This window comes from Streptomyces minutiscleroticus (assembly GCF_014650875.1).
Lineage (GTDB): Bacteria > Actinomycetota > Actinomycetes > Streptomycetales > Streptomycetaceae > Streptomyces > Streptomyces minutiscleroticus.
In genome coordinates this window covers 59,485-79,051 of record NZ_BMVU01000019.1, presented here as the reverse complement: position 1 = coordinate 79,051, position 19,567 = coordinate 59,485, and the positions used below count along the sequence as shown (strand labels likewise).

Genomic DNA, 19,567 nt, shown 5'->3' with positions numbered 1-19,567 from the left:
GCGCGGAGCGCGGCCCTGGAGGAGTGGTGGTGGGGGACGGGCGGGAGGGTCACAGGCCGGCCTTCCGGTAGCGGCGCATCAGCAGGCCGTAGCAGCCGGCGATGATCCCCAGGACGACGGCCAGGTGGACGACGCCCTCGGCGCCGGAGGGCCCGTACCCGCCGGGGTAGGAGGAGGAGGCCCCCAGGAAGGCGGTCTGCACGCCGTCGATGAGCGTGATCGGCGAGAAGAGCCCGAGCCAGGGGATCGCGCCGGTGCTCGACTGGTCGTAGGCGATGGCCTGGAGGGTGGAGACCGCCCCGTAGGAGATCGTCAGGACGGCGATGACGGCCGCGATGCCGAAGCCGCGGCGGGGCGTGACCGCCGAGACGACCAGGCCGATGCCGGCGAAGAGGAGGGAGAGGAGGGCCACGGAGACCAGTCCTTGTGCGAAGCCCTTGGTCTGGTCGGCGAAGTCGAGCTTGGCCAGCAGCGCTCCGACGTAGAGGACCAGCAGCGGGGTGGCGGTGAGGATGAACAGGGCGGACGTCAGGGCCGCGTACTTGGCCCGGACGTAGTCGGCCGTCTCGATCGGGCGCGAGAAGTACAGGGGCACGGTCCGGAAACGCAGGTCCCGGGAGACCGCCTGGGGCGCCTGGGAGGCCACGTAGAGGCCGATGACCGCCTGCAGGAAGATCGCGTACTGCGTGTAGTCCGTGGGCAGGTCCTTCGCCTTGGTGGCGACCGCGACGGCCACCATGATCGCGGCGGGCGCGCACATCACCACGAGGAGCAGCAGGGGCAGCACCTTGGACTTGGCCGAGCGGCCCAGACCGTAGGCGCCGCGCAGGGACTGCGAGTACAGCGAGCGGCGCGCGTAGGCGCGGCCCAGGCGCGGGCCGTCGTAGGTGCGGTAGCCGATGTTGTGGATGCGGGTCTCGTCCCCGGGCCCCGTCGTGTCCCGGGTCCGCGGCTGCTCAACCGCCATGGCCGACCGCCTCCTTCCGTTCGCCGTCGCCGTCGCGGTCCGCGCCGTTCCCGCGGGTCCCGCCGTCCGTGCCGCTCTCGCCGCTCGTGCCACTGTTCTCGTCGCTGTCGCCGCGGAAGACCTCCGCAATGCGGTGTCTGCGCTGTTCCATGCGGACCAGGCCGAGGCCCAGGTCGGTGACGACGTCGCGTACCAGGTCGTACGTCTCCTCGCCCTCGGCGGTCAGCAGCAGGACGTGGCCCGCGCCGGGCAGCCCGCTGCCGTCGTGGGTGTCCACCCCGCGCGCGCGGAGCGCCTCGCGCACCGCCCGGGTGCCGTCCGGGTGCTCGTCGGTGTCGGTGACCTCGATCGCGAGCGTCGTCGTGATCTGCGTGAAGTCCGTGGTGGAGCTGGACCGCAGGAGCTTGCCGCCGTCGATGACGACGACGTGGTCGCAGGTGCGCTCCAGTTCTCCGAGCAGGTGCGAGGTGACCAGGACCGAGATGCCGAAGTCGGTGTGGATGCGGCGGATCAGGCCCAGCATCTCGTCGCGGCCGACCGGGTCGAGGCCGTTGGTCGGCTCGTCGAGGAAGACCAGCTTCGGGTCGTGCACCAGGGCCTGGGCGAGCTTGACGCGCTGCTTCATGCCGGTCGAGTAGCCGCCGATGGGGCGGTAGCGCTCCTCGTACAGGCCGACGTGGCGCAGCGTGTCCGCCGTGCGCTCGCGGGCCGCGGCCGGCGGGAGGCCCGACATGCGCGCCATGTGGACGACGAACTCGGTGGCCGAGACGTCCGGCGGCAGGCAGTCGTGCTCGGGCATGTAGCCGACCCGCTCGCGGATGGCGCCGCCCTTGGTGGCGACGTCGAGCCCGAGCACCTCGGCCCGGCCCTCGGTGGCGGGGGACAGTCCCAGCAGGATCTTGATCAGGGTGGACTTGCCGGCCCCGTTGGCCCCGACGAGCCCGGTCACACCGGGTCCGACGTCCACGGAGAGCCGGTCCAGAGCGGTCACCTTCGGGAACCGCTTGCTCAGGCTTTCGGTCGCGATCACAGTCACATCCACGACGCTAGTGGCGCACGCCACAACGGGCGTCAGACCAGAAGGCGGTATCTCTCTCAGCCTCCAGTCGTACGGGCCCGTAGGGGGTGGGTCCGGAGAGGGAGACCGGCGGCGGGCGGGTCCGGAGGGAGAGGCCGGCGGGCGCGTCCGGAGAAGGAGGCCGACGGCGGGCGGGTGCGCGGCGGGCGGGTACAGGGGGAGGCATTGTCCGCGAGGTTCACGCGCCCGGGTGGCGCCGTTGTCCACAACGCCGCCTCCGGCCACAGGCCCCGCCCGCCACGCTTGACGCCTTCGGCGGCCCTTGCCACATTCGTGCCTGTCACAGCACGAGTGCGCAGGGTGACGGACGGCCGGGGCCCGGCACGGCTCGGCGCGTCCGGTGCGGTCCGGCGCACGGCGGAGGGAGCGGTATGGGTCTGACGGGGGCGCGGGAGCGCCGGGTGCGGACGGGCGGCGTCGAGCTGAGCGTCGCCGAGCTGGGGGACCCGCGGCGCCCCACCGTGCTGCTCCTGCACGGCTACCCGGACTCCAAGGAGGTGTGGTCCGAGGTGGCAGCCCGGCTCGCGGACCGCTTCCACGTCGTGCTTTACGACGTCCGGGGCCACGGCGGGTCCACGGCGCCGCGCCCGCTGCGCGGCGGCTTCACGCTGGAGAAGCTGACGGACGACTTCCTCGCGGTCGCGGACGCGGTGAGCCCCGGCCGACCGGTGCACCTGGTGGGGCACGACTGGGGGTCGGTGCAGTCCTGGGAGTTCGTCACCGTCGCGCGCACCGAGGGGCGCGTCGCGTCGTTCACGTCTGTCTCCGGCCCGTCGCTCGACCACTTCGGGCACTGGATCGGACGGCGCCTGCGGCGGCCCACGCCCCGCGCGGCCGGCCAGCTGCTCGGCCAGGCCGCCAAGTCCTGGTACGTGTACCTGCTGCACACCCCGGTGCTGCCGGAGCTGGCCTGGCGCGGCCCGCTCGGCCGGCGGTGGCCGGGGATCCTGCGCCGCCTCGAGAAGGTGCCCGACGCGTCCGCGGACGGCCGTCCGGCCCGCTCGCTGCCCCGGGACGCGGCACACGGCGCGTGGCTGTACCGCGACAACGTCCGGCCCCGGCTGCGCCGTCCGCGCCCGGATGCGTACGCCCACGTGCCCGTCCAGCTCGTCACGCCCCTGGACGACCCGTTCCTGTCCGAGCGGCTCTACGACGACCTGGAGCGATGGGCCCCGCGGCTGGTGCGCCGTACGCTCCCGGCCGGGCACTGGGTCCCGCGCACCCGTCCCGACCTGCTGACGATGTGGATCACCGACTTCGTGAACGCCACGGAGGACGGGTTCGTGAACGCCACGGAGGACGGGACGGGCGACCGTACCGGGGACGGGAGCGGGGACGGGAGCGGGGACGGCGCGAAGGACACAGGGGACGCGAAGGACACAGGGGGTGCGGAGGGCACGGAGGGCGCCGTCGCGGCCGATGCCGCGGGCAGGGCTCCGCGCACGACGGCCGAGACCCGGTACGCGCGGGCCAGGGATCCGTACGCGGAGCGGTTCGGCGGGCAGCTCGTCCTGGTCACGGGCGCGGGCGGTGGCATCGGGCGGGCCACGGCCCTCGCGTTCGCCGGGGCCGGTGCCCGGGTGGTCGCCGTCGACCGGGACGCGGAGGGGGCCGAGGGGACGGCGCGGGCGGCCCGGCTGCTCGGCGCTCCCCGGGCGTGGGCGGAGACCTGCGACGTCTCCGACGAGCGGGCCATGGAGAAGCTCGCGGACAAGGTCCACACCGAGTACGGCGTGGTGGACGTGCTGGTGAACAACGCCGGGATCGGGCTCGCCGGCTCGTTCTTCGACACCACCGCGGAGGACTGGCGGAAGGTCCTCGACGTCAATCTGTGGGGCGTGATCCACGGCTGCCGGCTCTTCGGGCGGCGGATGGCCGGGCGCGGCCAGGGCGGTCACATCGTCAACGTCGCCTCCGCCGCGGCGTACCAGCCCTCGCGCGCGCTGCCCGCCTACGGCACCTCCAAGGCGGCGGTCCTGATGCTCACCGAGTGCCTGCGCGCGGAGCTCGCGGGACGGGGCATCGGCGTCTCCGCGGTCTGCCCCGGCTTCGTCCGCACCGGCATCACCGCGACCGCGCGCTTCGCGGGCACCGACGCCGAGGAGGAGGCCCGCCGGCGCCGGCGGGCGGCCCGGCTGTACGGGCTGCGCGGCTATCCGCCGGAGAAGGTCGCCGACGCGGTACTGCGGGCGGTCGTCCGCGACCGGGCCGTCGTACCGGTCACTCCGGAGGCGCGGACCGCCCGGCTGCTGTCCCGCCTGGCACCGGGCGCGCTGCGGGCGATCGCCCGGATACGGCCACCGCTGTGAGCCGGAAGCAGAAGGAAGACGGCCGAAGACGATGAAAGACGACGGAAGACGGCCGAAGGCTACGGAAGACGGCCGAAGACGGCGGGAGTCGGCCGAATCCGGGGAAAGGGCCGCCAATTCCCGTGGACGGGCCCGCAGTTGTCCACAGATTCGCCAACAGGGGTTGTGGATAACGCGCTTCTCTGTGGATCAAACCTCGGAGGGAAAACAAATCGCGTGATCAGCGTCTCCCCCGCCATCCTGGGAGGATGGACGAAAGAGAGAGGGACGGGAGACGCACCGTCAAGGTGTCCAAGTACCTCGCGAGACATCTGAGGCACCAGCCGGAGCGGATCGGGCTCGCGCTCGACGGCGGCGGCTGGGTGGAGATCACGACGCTGCTCGCGGCAGCCGCCGCGCACGGCTTCCCGATCACCCGGGACGAGCTCGACCACGTCGTCGCCCACAACGACAAGCGGCGCTTCGCCGTCGAGGGCACCCGGATCCGCGCCAGCCAGGGACACTCCGTCGACGTCGACCTCGGGCTGCCGCCCGCCGTCCCGCCCGCGTACCTGTACCACGGGACCGTCGCCCGCAACGTGGACGCCATCCGGGCGCAGGGCCTGCGTCCCATGAACCGGCACGACGTGCACCTGTCGCCCGACCGCGAGACCGCCACGCGCGTGGGCGCGCGCCGCGGGCGCCCGGTCGTCCTCTCCGTGGATGCGGCCGCGATGCACCGCGACGGCCACGTCTTCCACGTCAGCGCCAACGGCGTCTGGCTCACCCGGACCGTCCCGCCGGCCTACCTGCGCTTCTCCTGACGGCCCCGGCCCGCCCCCGACCGAGGCTCCTGCTTCGGCCCCAGCTCCGGTCCCGCCCTCGGCATCGGCATCGCCTCCGGTCCCGGCCCCGCCTCCGGCCTCGGTCCCGACCGCGGCTCCGCCTTCGGCCCCGCCCTCGCCCTCGGCTCCGGCCCCGGAGCGCCTTCCCGCCGGTCCGCCCGCCCGCCGCGGCCCGGCACCCCTCACGGCAACAGGCATCATCGACACCATGGCTCACCTCCCCACCACCGAGGCCGCGGTCCGCGCGCTGCGCGACCTCGCCGCCGAGTACGCCCGCGAGATCGAGGTCACCGAGGACATCGGCGCCGACCAGACCTCGCGCCGGTCCGCCGCGGGCGTGGGCGTGGTCACCGACGCCGACGGTTCGCTGCCGCACGAGGCCTATGTCGAACTCGGCGGGTCCCCGGCCCTGGCCGTGCGGCTGTACCCCGAGGACGACGCCCTGATCACGGTCGAGGGCGTCGACTTCCACGACGTCCCGCGCGACGACGTCCCCGCCTTCGTGCGCTCCCTCTACGACGGCCTCGCGCACGTCACGGCGCGCAGGTTCCCGCCGGGCTACCGCCTGGTCGTCCCGCTGCCCGGCGACCGCACGTACAAGGAGTACCTGCCCTTCATCGGCCTCGGCCCGTGGCTGAGCTCACGCGTGCGGTGAGCACCCGGGACCGCGCCGCGCCCGACCGGACCGGCCGGACCGACCCGGACCGACCCGGGACGGGACAGGCGCCGGGCGCCCGCCGGGCCAGGCACCGGACACCCGCCGGTCAGGGCACCAGGCATCCGCCGGAACAGGTACCGGGCATCCGCCGAGGCGGGCACCGGAGACCGATCACCGGTCACCCCTCACCCGTCGCCTGCATTTAGGCTCCTCCGTATGAGTCTGCGTCTGAGCACCGTGATCCTTCCGCACGTCCGCTGGCACGAGGGCGGGCGCGCGGCGTGGCAGCGCGCGGAGGAGCTGGGGTTCCACACGGCGTTCACCTACGACCACCTGTCGTGGCGGACGTTCCGGGACGGCCCCTGGTTCGGCGCGGTGCCGACGCTGACCGCGGCCGCCGGCGCCACCACCCGGCTGCGCCTCGGCACCCTGGTCACCTCCCCGAACTTCCGGCACCCGGTGACCCTCGCCAAGGAGCTGATCTCGCTCGACGACATCTCCGGCGGCCGGATCACCCTGGGCATCGGCGCCGGCGGCACCGGCTTCGACGCGACGACCCTGCTGGGCAGCGGCGAGCGGCCCTGGACGCCGCGCGAACGGGCCGACCGGTTCGGGGAGTTCGTACCGCTGCTGGACCGGCTGCTCACCGAGGACTCCGTGAGCCACGACGGCACGTTCTACTCGGCGTACGAGGCCCGCAACATCCCCGGCTGCGTGCAGCGGCCCCGGCTGCCCTTCGCGGTGGCGGCCACGGGTCCGCGCGGGCTGCGGCTCGCCGCCCGGCACGGGCAGGCGTGGGTGACGACGGGCGACCCGAAGCTGTTCGAGACGGGGACGCCCGAGGACTCGGTGCGGGCCCTGCGCGGCCAGATCGAACGGCTCACCGCCGCGTGCGACGCGATCGGCCGGGACGCGGCCGGGCTCGACAAGGTCCTGCTCACCGGCTTCACCCCGGACCGCGGCCGGCCGATGGAGTCCCTCGACGCGTTCGTCGACTTCGCCGGCCGCCACCGGGAGCTGGGCTTCACCGACCTCGTGATCCACTGGCCGATCCCCGACTCGGACTTCGCCGCCGACGAGAAGGTCTTCGAGCGCATCGCCACGGAGGCGGTCGCCCAGCTCGGGTGAGGGCAGGCCGCCGGTCGTCGCCCGCACGCGCAAGCCCGTACACACGCGCACCCGTATGCCCGTACACCCGTACGCGTGTGGGCGGAGCGCTCCCACACCCGGACCACTGAGCAGGACGGTGCAGGTGGGGGCGGTGCCCACTCAGATGTGCGGGCCCCCGCACGCACGTGCGTACGAGTGCGGGACAATGGCGCGGTGACCTCAGCGACCCGACGGCCCAGGACCCCGGCCTCCCCGCTCCCGCCACGACTGATCGCAACGGATCTCGACGGCACCCTGCTGCGCGACGACAAGTCGGTCTCCAAACGCACCGTCGCCGCACTGGCGGCCGCGGAGGAGGCCGGCATCGACGTCTTCTTCGTCACCGGCAGGCCCGCCCGCTGGATGGACGTCGTCAGCGACCACGTCCACGGCCACGGCCTGGCGATCTGCGGCAACGGCGCGGCGGTGGTCGATCTGCACGACGGCCCCGGAGCCCACCGCTTCGTCAAGATCCGGGAGTTGCTCCCGAAGACCGCCCTCGACGTCGTCACGCTGCTGCGCGCCGCCGCGCCCGGCACCGCGTTCGCCGTCGAGCGCACCGGCGGGCTCCACCACGAACCCACGTACCCCCCGCTGCACGTCGACCCGAGCGAGAGCGTCGCGCCCGCCGAGGATCTCCTCGCCGACGACGCGGCGGGAGCCGGCCAGCCGGTGCTCAAGGTGCTGGCCTTCCACCCCACCCTCGGTCCGGACGCCTTCCTGCGGCTGGCGAGGACCGCGGTCGGCGACCGGGCGATGATCACCCGCTCCAGCCCCAGCGCGCTGCTGGAGATCAGCGGCCCCGGCGTCTCCAAGGCCAGCACGCTCGCCCTGTGCTGCGCCGAGCGCGGCATCTCGCACGAGCAGGTCGTCGCGTTCGGCGACATGCCGAACGACGTCGAGATGCTGACCTGGGCGGGCACGTCGTACGCCATGGGCAACGCGCACCCCGACGTGATAGCCGCCGCCTCCGGCCGCACGGTCGCCAACAACGAGGACGGCGTCGCGGTCGTGATCGAACGGATCCTGGCGCAGGGCTTCTGAGACGAATGGCGGACCGGGCCGGGCAAACGATTCCTCTCGCCCCGGTCCGGTCCCCCCGACTCCCCTGGATCCCTCCGGTCCCCCTTGGCCTGCCTCGGCCGCCCTCCCCCGCCTTCCTCCGGCGCGTCCGCCTCAGTACGGCGCTTCCCACACCACCGTCGTGCCCCTCGCGCCCGGGGCGTCGCCGCCCGTCCCCGACGCGTACCAGCTGCTGCCGCCCAGCGACTCCGCCCTCCGCTCCAGGTTGCGCAGGCCGCTGCGGCGGCCGCCCTCGGGGATGCCGACGCCGTCGTCCGTGACGGTCAGCCGCACCCCCTCCCGGCCGTCCCGCAGGACCGCGGTCGCGTCCACGAGGACGTCGATCCGCGAGGCCCTGGAGTGCCGGAACGCGTTGGAGAGCGCCTCGCGCAGGGCCGCGACGAGGTTCTTGCCGGTGCGTTCGCCGACCGCCGTGTCGACGGGGCCGACGAACCGGTGGGAGGGGGTGAAGCCCAGCGGCACCGCCGCCGTGGTGATCTCCCGCAGCACGCGCGTGCGCAGCCCGGACGGCGCCTCCGCCGGGCCGGGCCCGAGGGCGAAGACGGCGGCGCGGATCTCCTGGATGGTGACGTCGAGTTCGTCGACCGCCTTCCCGATGCCCTCGCGCACCTCCGGCACGGCGGTCCCGCGCCGCGCGCCCTCCAGCAGCATCCCGGTGGCGAACAACCGCTGGATGACGAGGTCGTGCAGGTCGCGGGCGATGCGGTCGCGGTCCTCGTAGACCGCGAGCCGCTCCCGGTCGCGCTGTGTCCCGGCCATCATCAGCGCGAGCGCGGCCTGGGCCGCGAACCGCCCGGCCAGGGCGCGCTCGGCCCGGGTGAAGGGGGCGGCGCCCCGGTCCCGCAGCGTGATGAGGGCTCCGAGGACGCGCCCGTCGCTGCGCAGCGGCAGCATCATGACCGGCCCGAAGGCGCGGGCCGCGGCCCTGAGGGCGTACGGGCTGGTGGCCGCGTCGTCGATGAACAGCGCGTTCCCTGCCAGGAGTTCGGCCACGACCGGGTGGTCCGGCGGGACGACCGTGCCGAGCATGCCGGTGGGCTGGTCGGACGCCACCGCGACGAGTTCCAGGCCGCCCTCCTCCGCGGGCAGCAGGACGGCCACGGCCGCCGAGCAGGACAGACGGCGCGCCTGTTCCGCGACGACCTGCAGCGCGTCCTCCACGTCGTCACCGGAGAGCAGGGCCGTGGTGACGGCCACCGAGCCGTCGATCCAGCGTTCGCGCCGCCGGGCGGCCTCGTACAGCCGGGCGTTGCCGACGGCGACGCCCGCCTCGGCCGCCAGCACCTGCACCAGGCCGAGGTCGTCGTCCGTGAACGGGCCGCCGTCGAGCTTTCCGGCGAGGTAGAGGTTGCCGAAGATGTCGTCCCGTACGCGGACCGGGACACCGAGGAAGCCGCGCATCGGCGGGTGGTGCTCGGGGAGGCCCCGGGAGCGCGGGTCCTCGGCGACGTCCGCCAGCAGCACCGGGTCCGCGTCGTGGATCAGCGCCCCCAGCAGCCCGGTGCGTCCGTCCGGCGCCCGCCCGATCCGCCGGGCGGTCCCCTCGTCGACGCCGTGGTGCACGAACTCGGCCAGTCCGTCGCCGTCGTCCGCGAGGATGCCGAGGGCCGCGTACCGGGCGCCCACCAGATCGGCCGCGGTCCGGCAGATGCGGTCCAGCACCGGACGCAGCTCCGGCCCGGTGCCGACCGACCGCATCGCCTCCAGCAGTCGCTCCCGGGCGGGATCCTCCGCCGAGCGGGACGGACCGGAATCCTCCGGCGCGTGGGGCGGGCCGGAATCCTCCGGCGGACGAAGTGGCCCCAGGTCCTCCGACGAGCAGAACGGATCGAAGTCCTCCGACGGATGGGACGGCCCGGAGACCTCCGGCGGACGAGGTGGTCCCGGATCCTCCGGGGAGCGAGGCGGCCCGGGCTCCGGTTCCGGCCGGGATCCGGACTCCGACCGGAGTCCCGGCCCCGGTCGGGGATCGGTCTCCGGCCGGGACGCCGGGTCGGCGGGGTCGGGCGGGCCACCGGCAACCGGTTCGTCGGACATGATCAGAGACTAATCAGTCCCTTTTATTACGGAAGGTGCGACGCGTCGGCGTCACGCCCACCGGTGCGGGCCCCCGCCCACGGGCCACCGACGGGCGCGTCGGCAGGGGCCGGCCGGCAGGGATCCGTCCGCGGGCTTCTACCGCGCCGCCGCCGGCAGCTCCGCGGCCCGCTCCCGCCGCACCATCTCCCGCAGCGGCCCGTCCACGGCGGCCAGTTCGGCGTACGGACCGCGCTGCGCGACCCGGCCGTGCGCGAGCACGATCACCTCGTCCACGTCCTGCAGACCCGCGAGCCGGTGCGTGATCAGCAGCGTGGTCCGGCCCCGCGTCGCGGCGAGCAGGTCGGCGGTGAGCGCGTCGGCCGTGGGCAGGTCGAGGTGTTCCGCGGGCTCGTCGAGCACGAGCACGGGGAAGTCGGCGAGGAGCGCGCGGGCCAGGGCGAGCCGCTGGCGCTGCCCGCCGGACAGCCGGGCCCCGTGCTCGCCGATCAGCGTGTCGAGCCCCTCGGGCAGCTCCTCGGTCCACTCCAGGAGCCTGGCCCGGGCGAGCGCGTCGCGCAGCTCGGCCTCGGTCGCGTCCTTCCTGGCCAGCAACAGGTTCTCGCGCACCGTGCTGTCGAAGAGGTGCGCGTCCTGCGCGCACAGCCCGACAAGGCGCCGTACGTCGTCCCCGGCCAGGCCGTACGCGTCCACGCCGGCCAGGGTGTACGAGCCCGCCCGCGCGTCCACGAACCGCAGCAGCGCCTGCGCGAGCGTCGTCTTGCCGGAGCCGGACGGTCCCACCACGGCGATCCTGCGTCCCCGCTCCAGGGTCAGGTCCAGTCCGGCCAGCGCGTCCCGGTCCTGGCCCTCGTACCGCGCGGACAGTCCCTTGAGGACGAGCGGGAAGGGCGTGGTGGGCGCCGTGCGCGGCCGCGCCGGTTCCCGCACCGGCTCGGGCGCGTCCAGGACCTCGTACACACGCTCCGCGCTCTTGCGCACGCGCTGCCGGTACTGGACCGCGAGCGGCAGCCCGAGCACGGCCTCGAACGCGGCCAGCGGCGTGAGCACCACGACCGCCGTCGCCACGCCGCCGAGGCGGCCGTCGGCGACCGCCTGGACGCCGACGAGGGCGGCGGCCGCCACGGTCAGTCCGCACACGAGCGCGGTCAGACCGGCGCCGAGCGCGGTGGCGGCGGCGGTGCGCGAGGTGAGCCGGGTGAGCACGGCGTCGGCCCGCCGCGCCTCGCCGGTCCGCGCGGGCAGCGCCCCGGCGACCGTCAGCTCGGCGGTGCCCGTGAGCAGGTCGGCCACGCGGGTGGCGAGGACGCCGCGCGCGGGGGCCAGCCTGTGCTCGGCCCGGCGGGCGACGGCCCCGGTCACGAGGGGCACGCCGACGCCGGCCGCCAGCAGTCCGGCGGCGAGGATCGCGCCGGCCTCGGGCAGCAGCCAGGCCGTGAAGCCGACCGAGCCCGCGCAGACCACGGCCGCCGAGGCCGCGGGCAGCAGCCAGCGCAGCCAGTAGTCCTGGAGCGCGTCGACGTCGGCGACGAGCCGCGAGAGCAGGTCGCCGCGCCGGACGGTGCGCAGTCCGGCGGGCGCCAGCCGTTCGAGGCGCCGGTAGACGGCCACCCGGGTGTCGGCCAGCATCCGCAGCACCGCGTCGTGCGAGACCAGCCGCTCCGCGTACCGGAAGACGGCCCGGCCGATGCCGAACGCCCGCGTCGCGGTCACGGCGACCATCAGGTACAGCACGGGCGGCTGCTGCGAGGCCCGCGAGATCAGCCAGCCCGAGGTGGCCATGAGGCCCACGGCGCTGCCGAGCGCCAGGCTGCCGAGCAGCAGGGCGAGCGCCAGCCGCCCGCGCCGGGCCCCCGCCATGGCCCGCACCCGGGCGAGCACGCCGGCGGGCCGGTCCGCGTCGGGGGTCTCCCGCGTACCGGCCGGGTCCGTGACCGGACTCGCGGTCCCGCTCCAGGCCGGTGCGCCGACCGGCGTACCGGTGGAGTGCGTCCGTTCAGCGGCCGGTACCGGGGAAGGCGCGGGCACCTTGGAGGACGCCCGGACCGCGGAAGCGGCCGGGGTGAGGGAGGCGAGCGGCGCGGTCTCCGTCCCCTCCAGCCGTACGACCCGGTCGGCCGCCTCCAGCAGCGCCGGCCGGTGCACGACGAGCAGGACCGTCCGCCCCACCGCGAGCCGGCGCACCGCCGCCACGATGTCGGCCTCGGTCCGCCCGTCCAGCGCGGCGGTCGGCTCGTCGAGCAGCAGGACCGGCCGGTCGGCGAGGAACGCGCGGGCGAGCGCCAGGCGCTGCCGCTGCCCCGCGGACAGTCCGGCCCCGTCCTCGCCCAGCACGGTCCGCGCCCCCTCGGGCAGCGCGTCCACGAACTCCAGGGCACCGGCGTCGGCGAGCGCCCGCCGCACCGCCGCGTCGTCCGCGCCGGGACGCGCCAGCCGTACGTTCTCCGCGATGGAGCCCGCGTACAGGTGGGGCCGCTGCGGGACCCAGGCGACGCGCGCACGCCACTGCTCCAGGTCCGCCTCGGCGAGGTCGACTCCCCCGACGCGTACGCGCCCGGCCGTGGGCGCGGTGAAGCCGAGCAGAACGCCGAGCAGAGTCGACTTGCCCGCTCCGCTGGGTCCCACGAGGGCCACCGTCTCACCGGGCTCCACCGCGAAGGACACGTCGCTCACGGCGTCGGACGACCGTCCGGGGTGGCGGACCGTCACACCCTCGAAGGCGAAGCCGCCCGCGGGCACGGGCCGGGTGCCGGTCTCCGGCACCGGCGTCTCCAGCACCTGGAAGATCTCCTCGGCGGCGGACAGCCCCTCCGCCGCCGCGTGGTACTGCGTCCCGACCTGCCGCAGCGGCAGATACGCCTCGGGTGCCAGGATCAGGATGACCAGGCCGTCGTAGAGCGCCATGTCCCCGTGGACCAGCCGCATGCCGATGGTCACCGCGACCAGGGCGACCGACAGGGTGGCGAGGAGTTCGAGGGCGAAGGACGACAGGAAGGCGATCCGCAGGGTGCGCAGGGTCGCCTGCCGGTACTCGCCGGTGATCCGCCGGATCGACTCGGCCTGCGCCTTGGCGCGACCGAAGACCTTGAGCGTGGGCAGTCCGGCGACGACGTCGAGGAAGTGGCCCGAGAGCCGGGACAGCAGCTTCCACTGCTTGTCCATCCGGGACTGCGTCGCCCAGCCGATGAGCATCATGAAGACCGGGATCAGCGGCAGCGTGCAGACGATGATCGCCGCCGACACCCAGTCCTCGGTGACGATGCGCGCCAGCACCGCGACCGGGACGACCACGGCCAGTCCCAGCTGGGGGAGATAGCGCGAGAAGTAGTCGTCGAGCGCGTCCACGCCCCGGGTGGCCAGGGCCACGAGGGAGCCCGTGGTCTGCTCGCCGAGCCGCTCGGGACCGAGTCGGCCGGCCCGCTCCAGCAGCCTGCCGCGCAGCTCCGACTTCACCGCCGCGCTCGCCCGGTGCGCCGCCAGCTCGGTCAGCCAGGAGACCGCGCTCCGCCCCACCGCGACGAGCGCGAGCAGGACCAGCGGCGTGCCGAGGTCACCGGCGGTGAACCCGTACTGGAAGGCTCCGACGACCACTTCGGCGATGAGCATGGCCTGGGCCACGACCAGCGCCGCACCGGCCGCCCCGAGCGCGACGACCGCGAACAGGAAGACGCGAGTGGCCCGGGCGTGACGGAGCAGGCGCGGATCGATCGGTTTCACGTGAAACACACCCTTGGATCGGGCCGGGCATGTTTCACGTGAAACATGCCCTCGGCCGGATGGAACTCAGTGCGCGGCGTCGGCGAGGTGCTGTGTACCGATCCGCTTACGAAAGACCCAATAGGTCCACGATTGGTAGAGCAGCACGAGAGGCGTCGCGATTCCCGCGCACCAGGTCATGATCTTCAGCGTGTACGGGCTGGAGGAGGCGTTGGTGACGGTCAGGCTCCAGTCCGCGTTCAGCGACGACGGCATGACGTTCGGGAAGAGCGTCAGGAAGAGCATGGCGACGGCCGCGACGATGGTGAGACCGGACAGGGCGAACGCCCAGCCCTCGCGTCCCCGCTGGTTGGCGCCGAGGGACGCGACCAGGGCGGCCACCGCCACCACCAGCGCGACCAGGCTCGCACCGTCGCCCTTGTCGGCCTGGGTCCACAGCAGGAAGCCCAGCGCCAGCACGGCCGTCACCGCTCCGAGGCGGAGCGCCAGCCGGCGCGCCCGCTCCCGGATGTCGCCTACGGTCTTCAGCGCCACGAACACGGTCCCGTGGAAGGTGAACAGCGTCAGCGTCACCAGCCCGCCGAGCAGCGCGTAGGGGTTGAGCAGGTCACCGAGGCCGCCCACGTACTCCAGGTCCTGGTCGATCTTCACGCCCCGCACGATGTTGCCGAAGGCCACACCCCACAGGAACGCGGGGACCAGTGAGGTCCAGAAGATCGCCGTCTCCCAGTTGCGCTGCCACTTCTCCTCGGGCCGCTTCACCCGGTACTCGAAGGCGACCCCGCGCACGATCAGGCAGACCAGGATGGCCAGCAGCGGCAGGTAGAAGCCGGAGAACAGCGTGGCGTACCACTCGGGGAAGGCGGCGAAGGTCGCGCCGCCCGCCGTGAGCAGCCACACCTCGTTGCCGTCCCAGACGGGTCCGATGGTGTTGATGAGGACCCGCTTCTCGGGGCGGTTCCGGGCGAGCAGCCTGGTGAGGACGCCGACCCCGAAGTCGAAGCCCTCCAGGAAGAAGTAGCCGGTCCACAGGACGGCGATGAGGACGAACCAGACGTCGTGAAGTTCCATGACTTGGGCTCCCCGGCCTCAGTAGGAGAAGGCCATCGGCTTGTCGGCGTCCCGCAGGTCGCCGCCGATCTTGGTGGGCGGGTTGAGGTCGGCCTCCGTGAGCTCGGGCGGTCCGGCCTTCACGTACTTGACGAGCAGCTTGACCTCGATGACGGCCAGGACCGCGTAGAGCAGTGTGAAGGCGGTCATCGAGATGACGACCTCCGCCTGGGAGACGCCGGGGGAGACCGCGTCCCGGGTCTGGAACAGGCCGTAGACGACCCACGGCTGGCGGCCCATCTCGGTGAAGATCCAGCCCCAGGAGTTGGCGATCAGCGGGAACGCCATCGTCCAGACGGACAGCAGCCAGTAGATCCGGCCGGGCTTCGGCCCGAGCGGCTTCTTCAGCAGCACCAGGTGCGGCACCTCGTCCTCACCGGTCCGCAGGGCGGCGGGCAGCAGGAACCTCTTCCTGGTCAGCCACAGTCCCAGCAGGCCGAGCGAGAAGGACGCCATGCCGAAGCCGATCATCCAGCGGAAGCCCCAGTAGGCGACCGGGACGATGGGCTTGTAGTCGCCCGGGCCGAACTTCTCCTGCTCGGCCTTGTTGGTGTCGTTGATACCGGGCACGTAGGAGTCGAAGTCGCTGTGGGCGAGGAAGGAGAGCAGTCCGGGGATCTCCAGGGCGACCTTGTTGTGCCCCTCGTCGACGTCGCCGTAGGCGAAGACGGAGAAGGGCGCCGGCTCCTCGCCGTCCCACAGCGCCTCGGCGGCGGCCATCTTCATCGGCTGCTGCTCGTACATGACCTTGCCGAGGGTGTCGCCGCTGATCGCGGTGAGCAGGCCGCCGACGGCCAGGGTGACCAGGCCGAGCCGGAGCGAGGTCCGCATCACCGGGACGTGCCTCTTGCGCATCAGGTGGAAGGCGGCGATGCCCACCATGAAGGCGCCGCCCGTCAGGAAGGCCGCCGAGAAGCTGTGGAAGACCTGGTTGAGCGCGGTGTTCTGGGTGAGGACCTGCCAGAAGTCGGTGAGCTCGGCGCGGCCCCTCTCCTCGTTGATCCGGTAGCCGACGGGGTGCTGCATCCAGGAGTTGGCCGCGAGGATGAAGTACGCCGACAGCAGCGTGCCTATGGAGACCATCCAGATGCAGGCCAGGTGGATCTTCTTCGGCAGCTTGTCCCAGCCGAAGATCCACAGGCCGATGAAGGTGGACTCGAAGAAGAAGGCGATCAGCGCCTCGAAGGCGAGGGGCGCGCCGAAGACGTCGCCGACGAACCGCGAGTAGTCGGACCAGTTCATGCCGAACTGGAACTCCTGCACGATGCCGGTGACGACGCCCATCGCGATGTTGATCAGGAAGAGCTTCCCCCAGAACTTCGTCGCCCTGAGGTACTTCTCCTTCTCCGTGCGCACCCAGGCGGTCTCCAGCCCGGCCGTCAGCGCGGCGAGCGAGATCGTCAGGGGGACGAAGAGAAAGTGGTAGACGGTGGTGATGCCGAACTGCCATCGCGCCAGGGTCTCCGGCGCGAGAGCGAGGTCCATGGTGTCCACGCCCTCTGTCTCCTTACGTAGCGATCACCGTCGGCGATCCGCCCCTTTTGTGGCACCCGTCACAGGACCAACCGGGACGCGCTTGTGAACGCGTTCACATTCACAAGCAATTATGGCGCATAACCGTTCGACTGCGGAAAGGCGGGGGTACGCCGCCCCGGAACGTCCTCCGCATCAACGAAAGCCCACGTCAAATGGGGTCCAGGAGGCTCCGGCCCGAGTGAGGGGAGGGGCGCGTGGTCTCCTTGGGACGAGATGCGGTCACGTGGCGTTCGTCACGTCCGGATCACGATGCGCACCCGGTGCACGCCGCCTCCCCTACGACCGCTCCCCCGGGAACGACGGAGGCCGGCGGTGCCCCGCACCGTCGGCCTCTTCACTCGGCGCCCTCGGCGCCCCGTACCGCTACAGCTCCTTGCGGAACAGCTCCGCCGTCCGCAGGAAGATGTCGTTCGCCTCGGTCTCGCCGACGGTGACCCGCACACCCTCCCCGGCGAAGGGCCTTACGACCACGCCGGCCGACTCGCACGCGGCGGCGAAGTCGAGCGTGCGCTCGCCCAGCCGCAGCCAGACGAAGTTCGCCTGCGTCTCCGGCACCGTCCACTCCTGCTCGCGCAGCGCGTCGACCACCCGGGTGCGCTCGCACACCAGCGAGCCGACCCGGCCGAACAGCTCGTCCTCGGCCCGCAGCGAGGCGATCGCCGCCTCCTGCGCGATGTGGCTCACCCCGAACGGCACCGCCGTCTTGCGCAGCGCCGCCGCCACCGGCTCGTGGGCGATCGCGAATCCGACCCGCAGCCCGGCCAGCCCGTAGGCCTTGGAGAAGGTGCGCAGCACGCACACGTTGGGCCGCTCCCGGTACAGCTCGACGCCGTCCGGCACCTCGGGGTCGCGGATGAACTCGTGGTACGCCTCGTCGAGGACGACGAGCACGTCCTTGGGCACCCGGTCCAGGAACCGTTCCAGCTCGGCACGGCGCACCACGGTGCCGGTCGGGTTGTTGGGGTTGCAGACGAAGACCAGCCGGGTCCGGTCGGTGATCGCGTCCGCCATCGCGTCCAGGTCGTGCACGTCGCCGGGGGTCAGCGGCACCTGCACGGAGGTCGCGCCACTGATCTGCGTGATGATCGGGTACGCCTCGAAGGACCGCCAGGCGTAGATCACCTCGTCGCCGGGTCCCGCCGTCGACTGGACCAGCTGCTGGGCGACGCCGACGGAGCCCGTACCGGTGGCCACGTGGGCGTGCGGCACACCGAAGCGCTCCGCCAGCTCGTCCACCAGCGCGGTGCACGCCAGGTCCGGGTACCGGTTGAAGGCCTCCGCGGCCGCGGTCACGCTCTCCAGCACGCCCGGCAGCGGCGGGTAGGGGTTCTCGTTGGAGGACAGCTTGTAGGCCACGGCGCCGTCGGCCGAGGAGGCGGGCCTGCCCGGCTTGTAGGTGGGGATACCCTCCAGCTCGGCGCGCAGCTTGGGGTTCGTCTCGCTCACCGCAGTCCTCCTCGTGGTCCACCGGCTTCCATTACTGCTCACCTTAAGAGGATTCGCAGTGGGTGCGTACGGCTCGGCGGGTACCCGTTCCGATCACCCGTGCATCACGGTACGAAGGCGTACGAAATAGGGGGCGCTCCATCCGCTTGTGCCCGCGCCGGTAGCTCACGCCGTGGCGCGCATCCCTCGTGCAGGTGAGTTGAGACCTCTTCGAGACATGGCTCGCTTGGCAGGCCTATGCGCGTCAGCGCGTCACGTACAGCCATTGAAACGGTCAACTACCATGCTTTCTAAGGTAGTTACCACCTGATGACCATGCAGAAACGTGCCTGTCAACGGGTGCATATGCGTCCGCACTACCCCACCTCATGAGCCCTACTATCGGCTCGCCATGACAGCAGCAGGGAAGCACCAGGTGAGCCGGGCAGACACCTCCCGCCGAGGCAGCCGGCCGGGCCGGGCCGGCATCAGAGACGTGGCCGCCGCCGCCGGAGTGTCCATCACGACCGTCTCCGACGCCCTCAACGGCAAGGGCCGGCTCCCGGACGCCACCCGACGCCATGTCCGCGAAGTCGCCGACAGACTGGGCTACCGCCCGTCCGCGGCGGCCAGAACCCTCCGTACCGGCAAGTCGGGCCTCATCGGCCTCACCGTCACGACGTACGGGGATGAACCTTTCACCTTCACGGAGTTCGCGTACTTCGCGGAGATGGCGAGAGCCGCCACCTCCGCCGCCCTCGCCCGGGGCTACGCGCTGGTCATCCTCCCCGCCACCTCGCGCCACGACGTGTGGTCGAACGTGGCGCTGGACGGGACCGTCGTCATCGACCCCTCCGACCAGGACCCCGTGGTCAGCGAGCTGGTCCGGCAGGGCCTCCCCGTGGTCTCCGACGGCCGCCCGGCCGGCGCGCTGCCGGTCACCGCCTGGGTCGACAACGACCACGAGGCGGCGGTCCTGAACATCCTCGACCATCTGGCCGACGCCGGGGCCCGCCGCATCGGCCTGCTCACGGGCACGACCACGGACACGTACACGCATCTGTCCACGACCGCGTACCTGCGCTGGTGCGAGCGGGTGGGGCAGACCCCGGTCTACGAGGCATACCCCGCGCACGACCCCTGCGCCGGAGCCGTCGCCGCCGACCGGCTGCTCGCCCGGCCCGACCGCCCCGACGCCGTCTACGGCCTCTTCGACCCCAACGGCACCGACCTGCTCGCCGCCGCCCGCCGCTACGGGCTGCGCGTCCCGGACGACCTGCTCCTCGTCTGCTGTAGCGAGTCCACCGTCTACGCCAGCACCGAACCGCCCATCACGACGCTGTCCCTCAAGCCCCGCCGGATCGGCACGGCCGTGGTGCAGCTCCTCATCGACGCGATCGAGGGCCTGGAGTCCGAGCAGCCCGTCGAGCAGGTGATACCGACGGAGCTGATCGTGCGCACCTCGTCCGAGCGACGTCCGCCCCGGACGACGGTCAGCCCGCCCCGGTCACCCGAACAGGGATAGCCGCGGCGATCCGGACCTCGGTGGGCGCCCGGGGGAACCGCCGCCCAATTCGGGAGAAAAGCGCGGTGAACAACGGTCACACTGTGATTCACCACCCCTGGGTCATCACATGGCGCGATCCGCATTCCTATGATGGGCGGACGACACCG

Annotated in this window: 13 protein-coding genes; 6 read left to right on the top strand and 7 right to left on the bottom strand. The window is 72.9% G+C overall.

Going from position 1 to position 19,567, the window contains the following annotated elements; translation table 11 throughout:
* Positions 1 to 49: 49 nt before the first annotated feature.
* Together IE271_RS19800 and IE271_RS19795 are read right to left on the bottom strand one after the other, a co-directional pair.
* Complete coding sequence (locus tag IE271_RS19800; protein WP_190191689.1) at positions 50 to 967, bottom strand: ABC transporter permease; 918 nt, start codon at positions 965 to 967, stop codon at positions 50 to 52.
* Positions 957 to 1,997 (bottom strand): ABC transporter ATP-binding protein, encoded by a 1,041-nt coding sequence (locus tag IE271_RS19795; RefSeq protein ID WP_229919442.1) that lies wholly within the window; start codon positions 1,995 to 1,997, stop codon positions 957 to 959. The genes IE271_RS19800 and IE271_RS19795 overlap by 11 nt, the downstream gene beginning before the upstream one ends.
* A 419-nt stretch (positions 1,998 to 2,416) precedes the next feature.
* Between IE271_RS19795 and IE271_RS19790 the strand changes: the two genes are divergently transcribed.
* The 5 genes from IE271_RS19790 (at position 2,417) to IE271_RS19770 (ending at position 8,029) form a co-directional block, all read left to right on the top strand.
* Positions 2,417 to 4,354 (top strand): SDR family oxidoreductase, encoded by a 1,938-nt coding sequence (locus IE271_RS19790; protein WP_190191688.1) that lies wholly within the window; start codon positions 2,417 to 2,419, stop codon positions 4,352 to 4,354.
* A 248-nt stretch (positions 4,355 to 4,602) separates the two neighbouring features.
* A complete protein-coding gene (locus tag IE271_RS19785) occupies positions 4,603 to 5,157 on the top strand; it encodes an RNA 2'-phosphotransferase (RefSeq protein WP_190191687.1) in 555 nt (184 codons plus the stop codon).
* Between the two features lie 229 nt (positions 5,158 to 5,386).
* Complete coding sequence (locus IE271_RS19780; RefSeq protein ID WP_229919441.1) at positions 5,387 to 5,833, top strand: hypothetical protein; 447 nt, start codon at positions 5,387 to 5,389, stop codon at positions 5,831 to 5,833.
* A gap of 219 nt (positions 5,834 to 6,052) precedes the next feature.
* Positions 6,053 to 6,964: an LLM class flavin-dependent oxidoreductase gene (locus tag IE271_RS19775; protein WP_190191686.1), complete on the top strand. Its 912-nt coding sequence runs from the start codon at positions 6,053 to 6,055 to the stop codon at positions 6,962 to 6,964.
* A gap of 195 nt (positions 6,965 to 7,159) precedes the next feature.
* Complete coding sequence (locus IE271_RS19770) at positions 7,160 to 8,029, top strand: HAD hydrolase family protein (RefSeq protein WP_190191685.1); 870 nt, start codon at positions 7,160 to 7,162, stop codon at positions 8,027 to 8,029.
* 132 nt (positions 8,030 to 8,161) lie between these two features.
* Here the strand turns inward: IE271_RS19770 and IE271_RS19765 are convergent, their stop codons facing one another.
* The 5 genes from IE271_RS19765 to hisC all read right to left on the bottom strand — a co-directional run bounded on the left by IE271_RS19765 (position 8,162) and on the right by hisC (position 17,914).
* On the bottom strand, positions 8,162 to 9,766 hold the full coding sequence (locus IE271_RS19765) for a GAF domain-containing sensor histidine kinase (protein ID WP_190191684.1): 1,605 nt from the start codon (positions 9,764 to 9,766) through the stop codon (positions 8,162 to 8,164).
* A gap of 477 nt (positions 9,767 to 10,243) precedes the next feature.
* Positions 10,244 to 13,822 carry a thiol reductant ABC exporter subunit CydD gene (gene cydD, locus IE271_RS19760; protein ID WP_190191683.1) on the bottom strand — a complete coding sequence of 1,193 codons (3,579 nt, stop codon included), beginning with the start codon at positions 13,820 to 13,822 and terminating at the stop codon, positions 10,244 to 10,246.
* A 66-nt stretch (positions 13,823 to 13,888) separates the two neighbouring features.
* Positions 13,889 to 14,893, bottom strand: coding sequence for a cytochrome d ubiquinol oxidase subunit II (gene cydB / locus IE271_RS19755; protein ID WP_190191682.1), 1,005 nt, complete (start codon positions 14,891 to 14,893; stop codon positions 13,889 to 13,891).
* 18 nt (positions 14,894 to 14,911) lie between these two features.
* On the bottom strand, positions 14,912 to 16,417 hold the full coding sequence (locus IE271_RS19750) for a cytochrome ubiquinol oxidase subunit I (protein ID WP_190191741.1): 1,506 nt from the start codon (positions 16,415 to 16,417) through the stop codon (positions 14,912 to 14,914).
* A 414-nt stretch (positions 16,418 to 16,831) separates the two neighbouring features.
* Positions 16,832 to 17,914, bottom strand: a complete 1,083-nt coding sequence (gene hisC / locus IE271_RS19745) for a histidinol-phosphate transaminase (protein ID WP_190191681.1) — start codon at positions 17,912 to 17,914, stop codon at positions 16,832 to 16,834.
* Between the two features lie 391 nt (positions 17,915 to 18,305).
* Between hisC and IE271_RS19740 the strand changes: the two genes are divergently transcribed.
* On the top strand, positions 18,306 to 19,418 hold the full coding sequence (locus IE271_RS19740) for a LacI family DNA-binding transcriptional regulator (protein ID WP_190191680.1): 1,113 nt from the start codon (positions 18,306 to 18,308) through the stop codon (positions 19,416 to 19,418).
* Positions 19,419 to 19,567 lie beyond the last annotated feature (149 nt).

Coding starts and splice junctions, on each gene's coding strand:
- IE271_RS19790 (WP_190191688.1), top strand. CDS start 2,417: ATGGGTCTGACGGGGGCGCGGGAGCGCCGGGTGCGGACGGGCGGCGTC.
- IE271_RS19775 (WP_190191686.1), top strand. CDS start 6,053: ATGAGTCTGCGTCTGAGCACCGTGATCCTTCCGCACGTCCGCTGGCAC.
- IE271_RS19750 (WP_190191741.1), bottom strand. CDS start 16,417: ATGGACCTCGCTCTCGCGCCGGAGACCCTGGCGCGATGGCAGTTCGGC.
- IE271_RS19740 (WP_190191680.1), top strand. CDS start 18,306: ATGACAGCAGCAGGGAAGCACCAGGTGAGCCGGGCAGACACCTCCCGC.
- IE271_RS19800 (WP_190191689.1), bottom strand. CDS start 967: ATGGCGGTTGAGCAGCCGCGGACCCGGGACACGACGGGGCCCGGGGAC.
- IE271_RS19765 (WP_190191684.1), bottom strand. CDS start 9,766: ATGCGGTCGGTCGGCACCGGGCCGGAGCTGCGTCCGGTGCTGGACCGC.
- IE271_RS19780 (WP_229919441.1), top strand. CDS start 5,387: ATGGCTCACCTCCCCACCACCGAGGCCGCGGTCCGCGCGCTGCGCGAC.
- IE271_RS19785 (WP_190191687.1), top strand. CDS start 4,603: ATGGACGAAAGAGAGAGGGACGGGAGACGCACCGTCAAGGTGTCCAAG.
- cydB (WP_190191682.1), bottom strand. CDS start 14,893: ATGGAACTTCACGACGTCTGGTTCGTCCTCATCGCCGTCCTGTGGACC.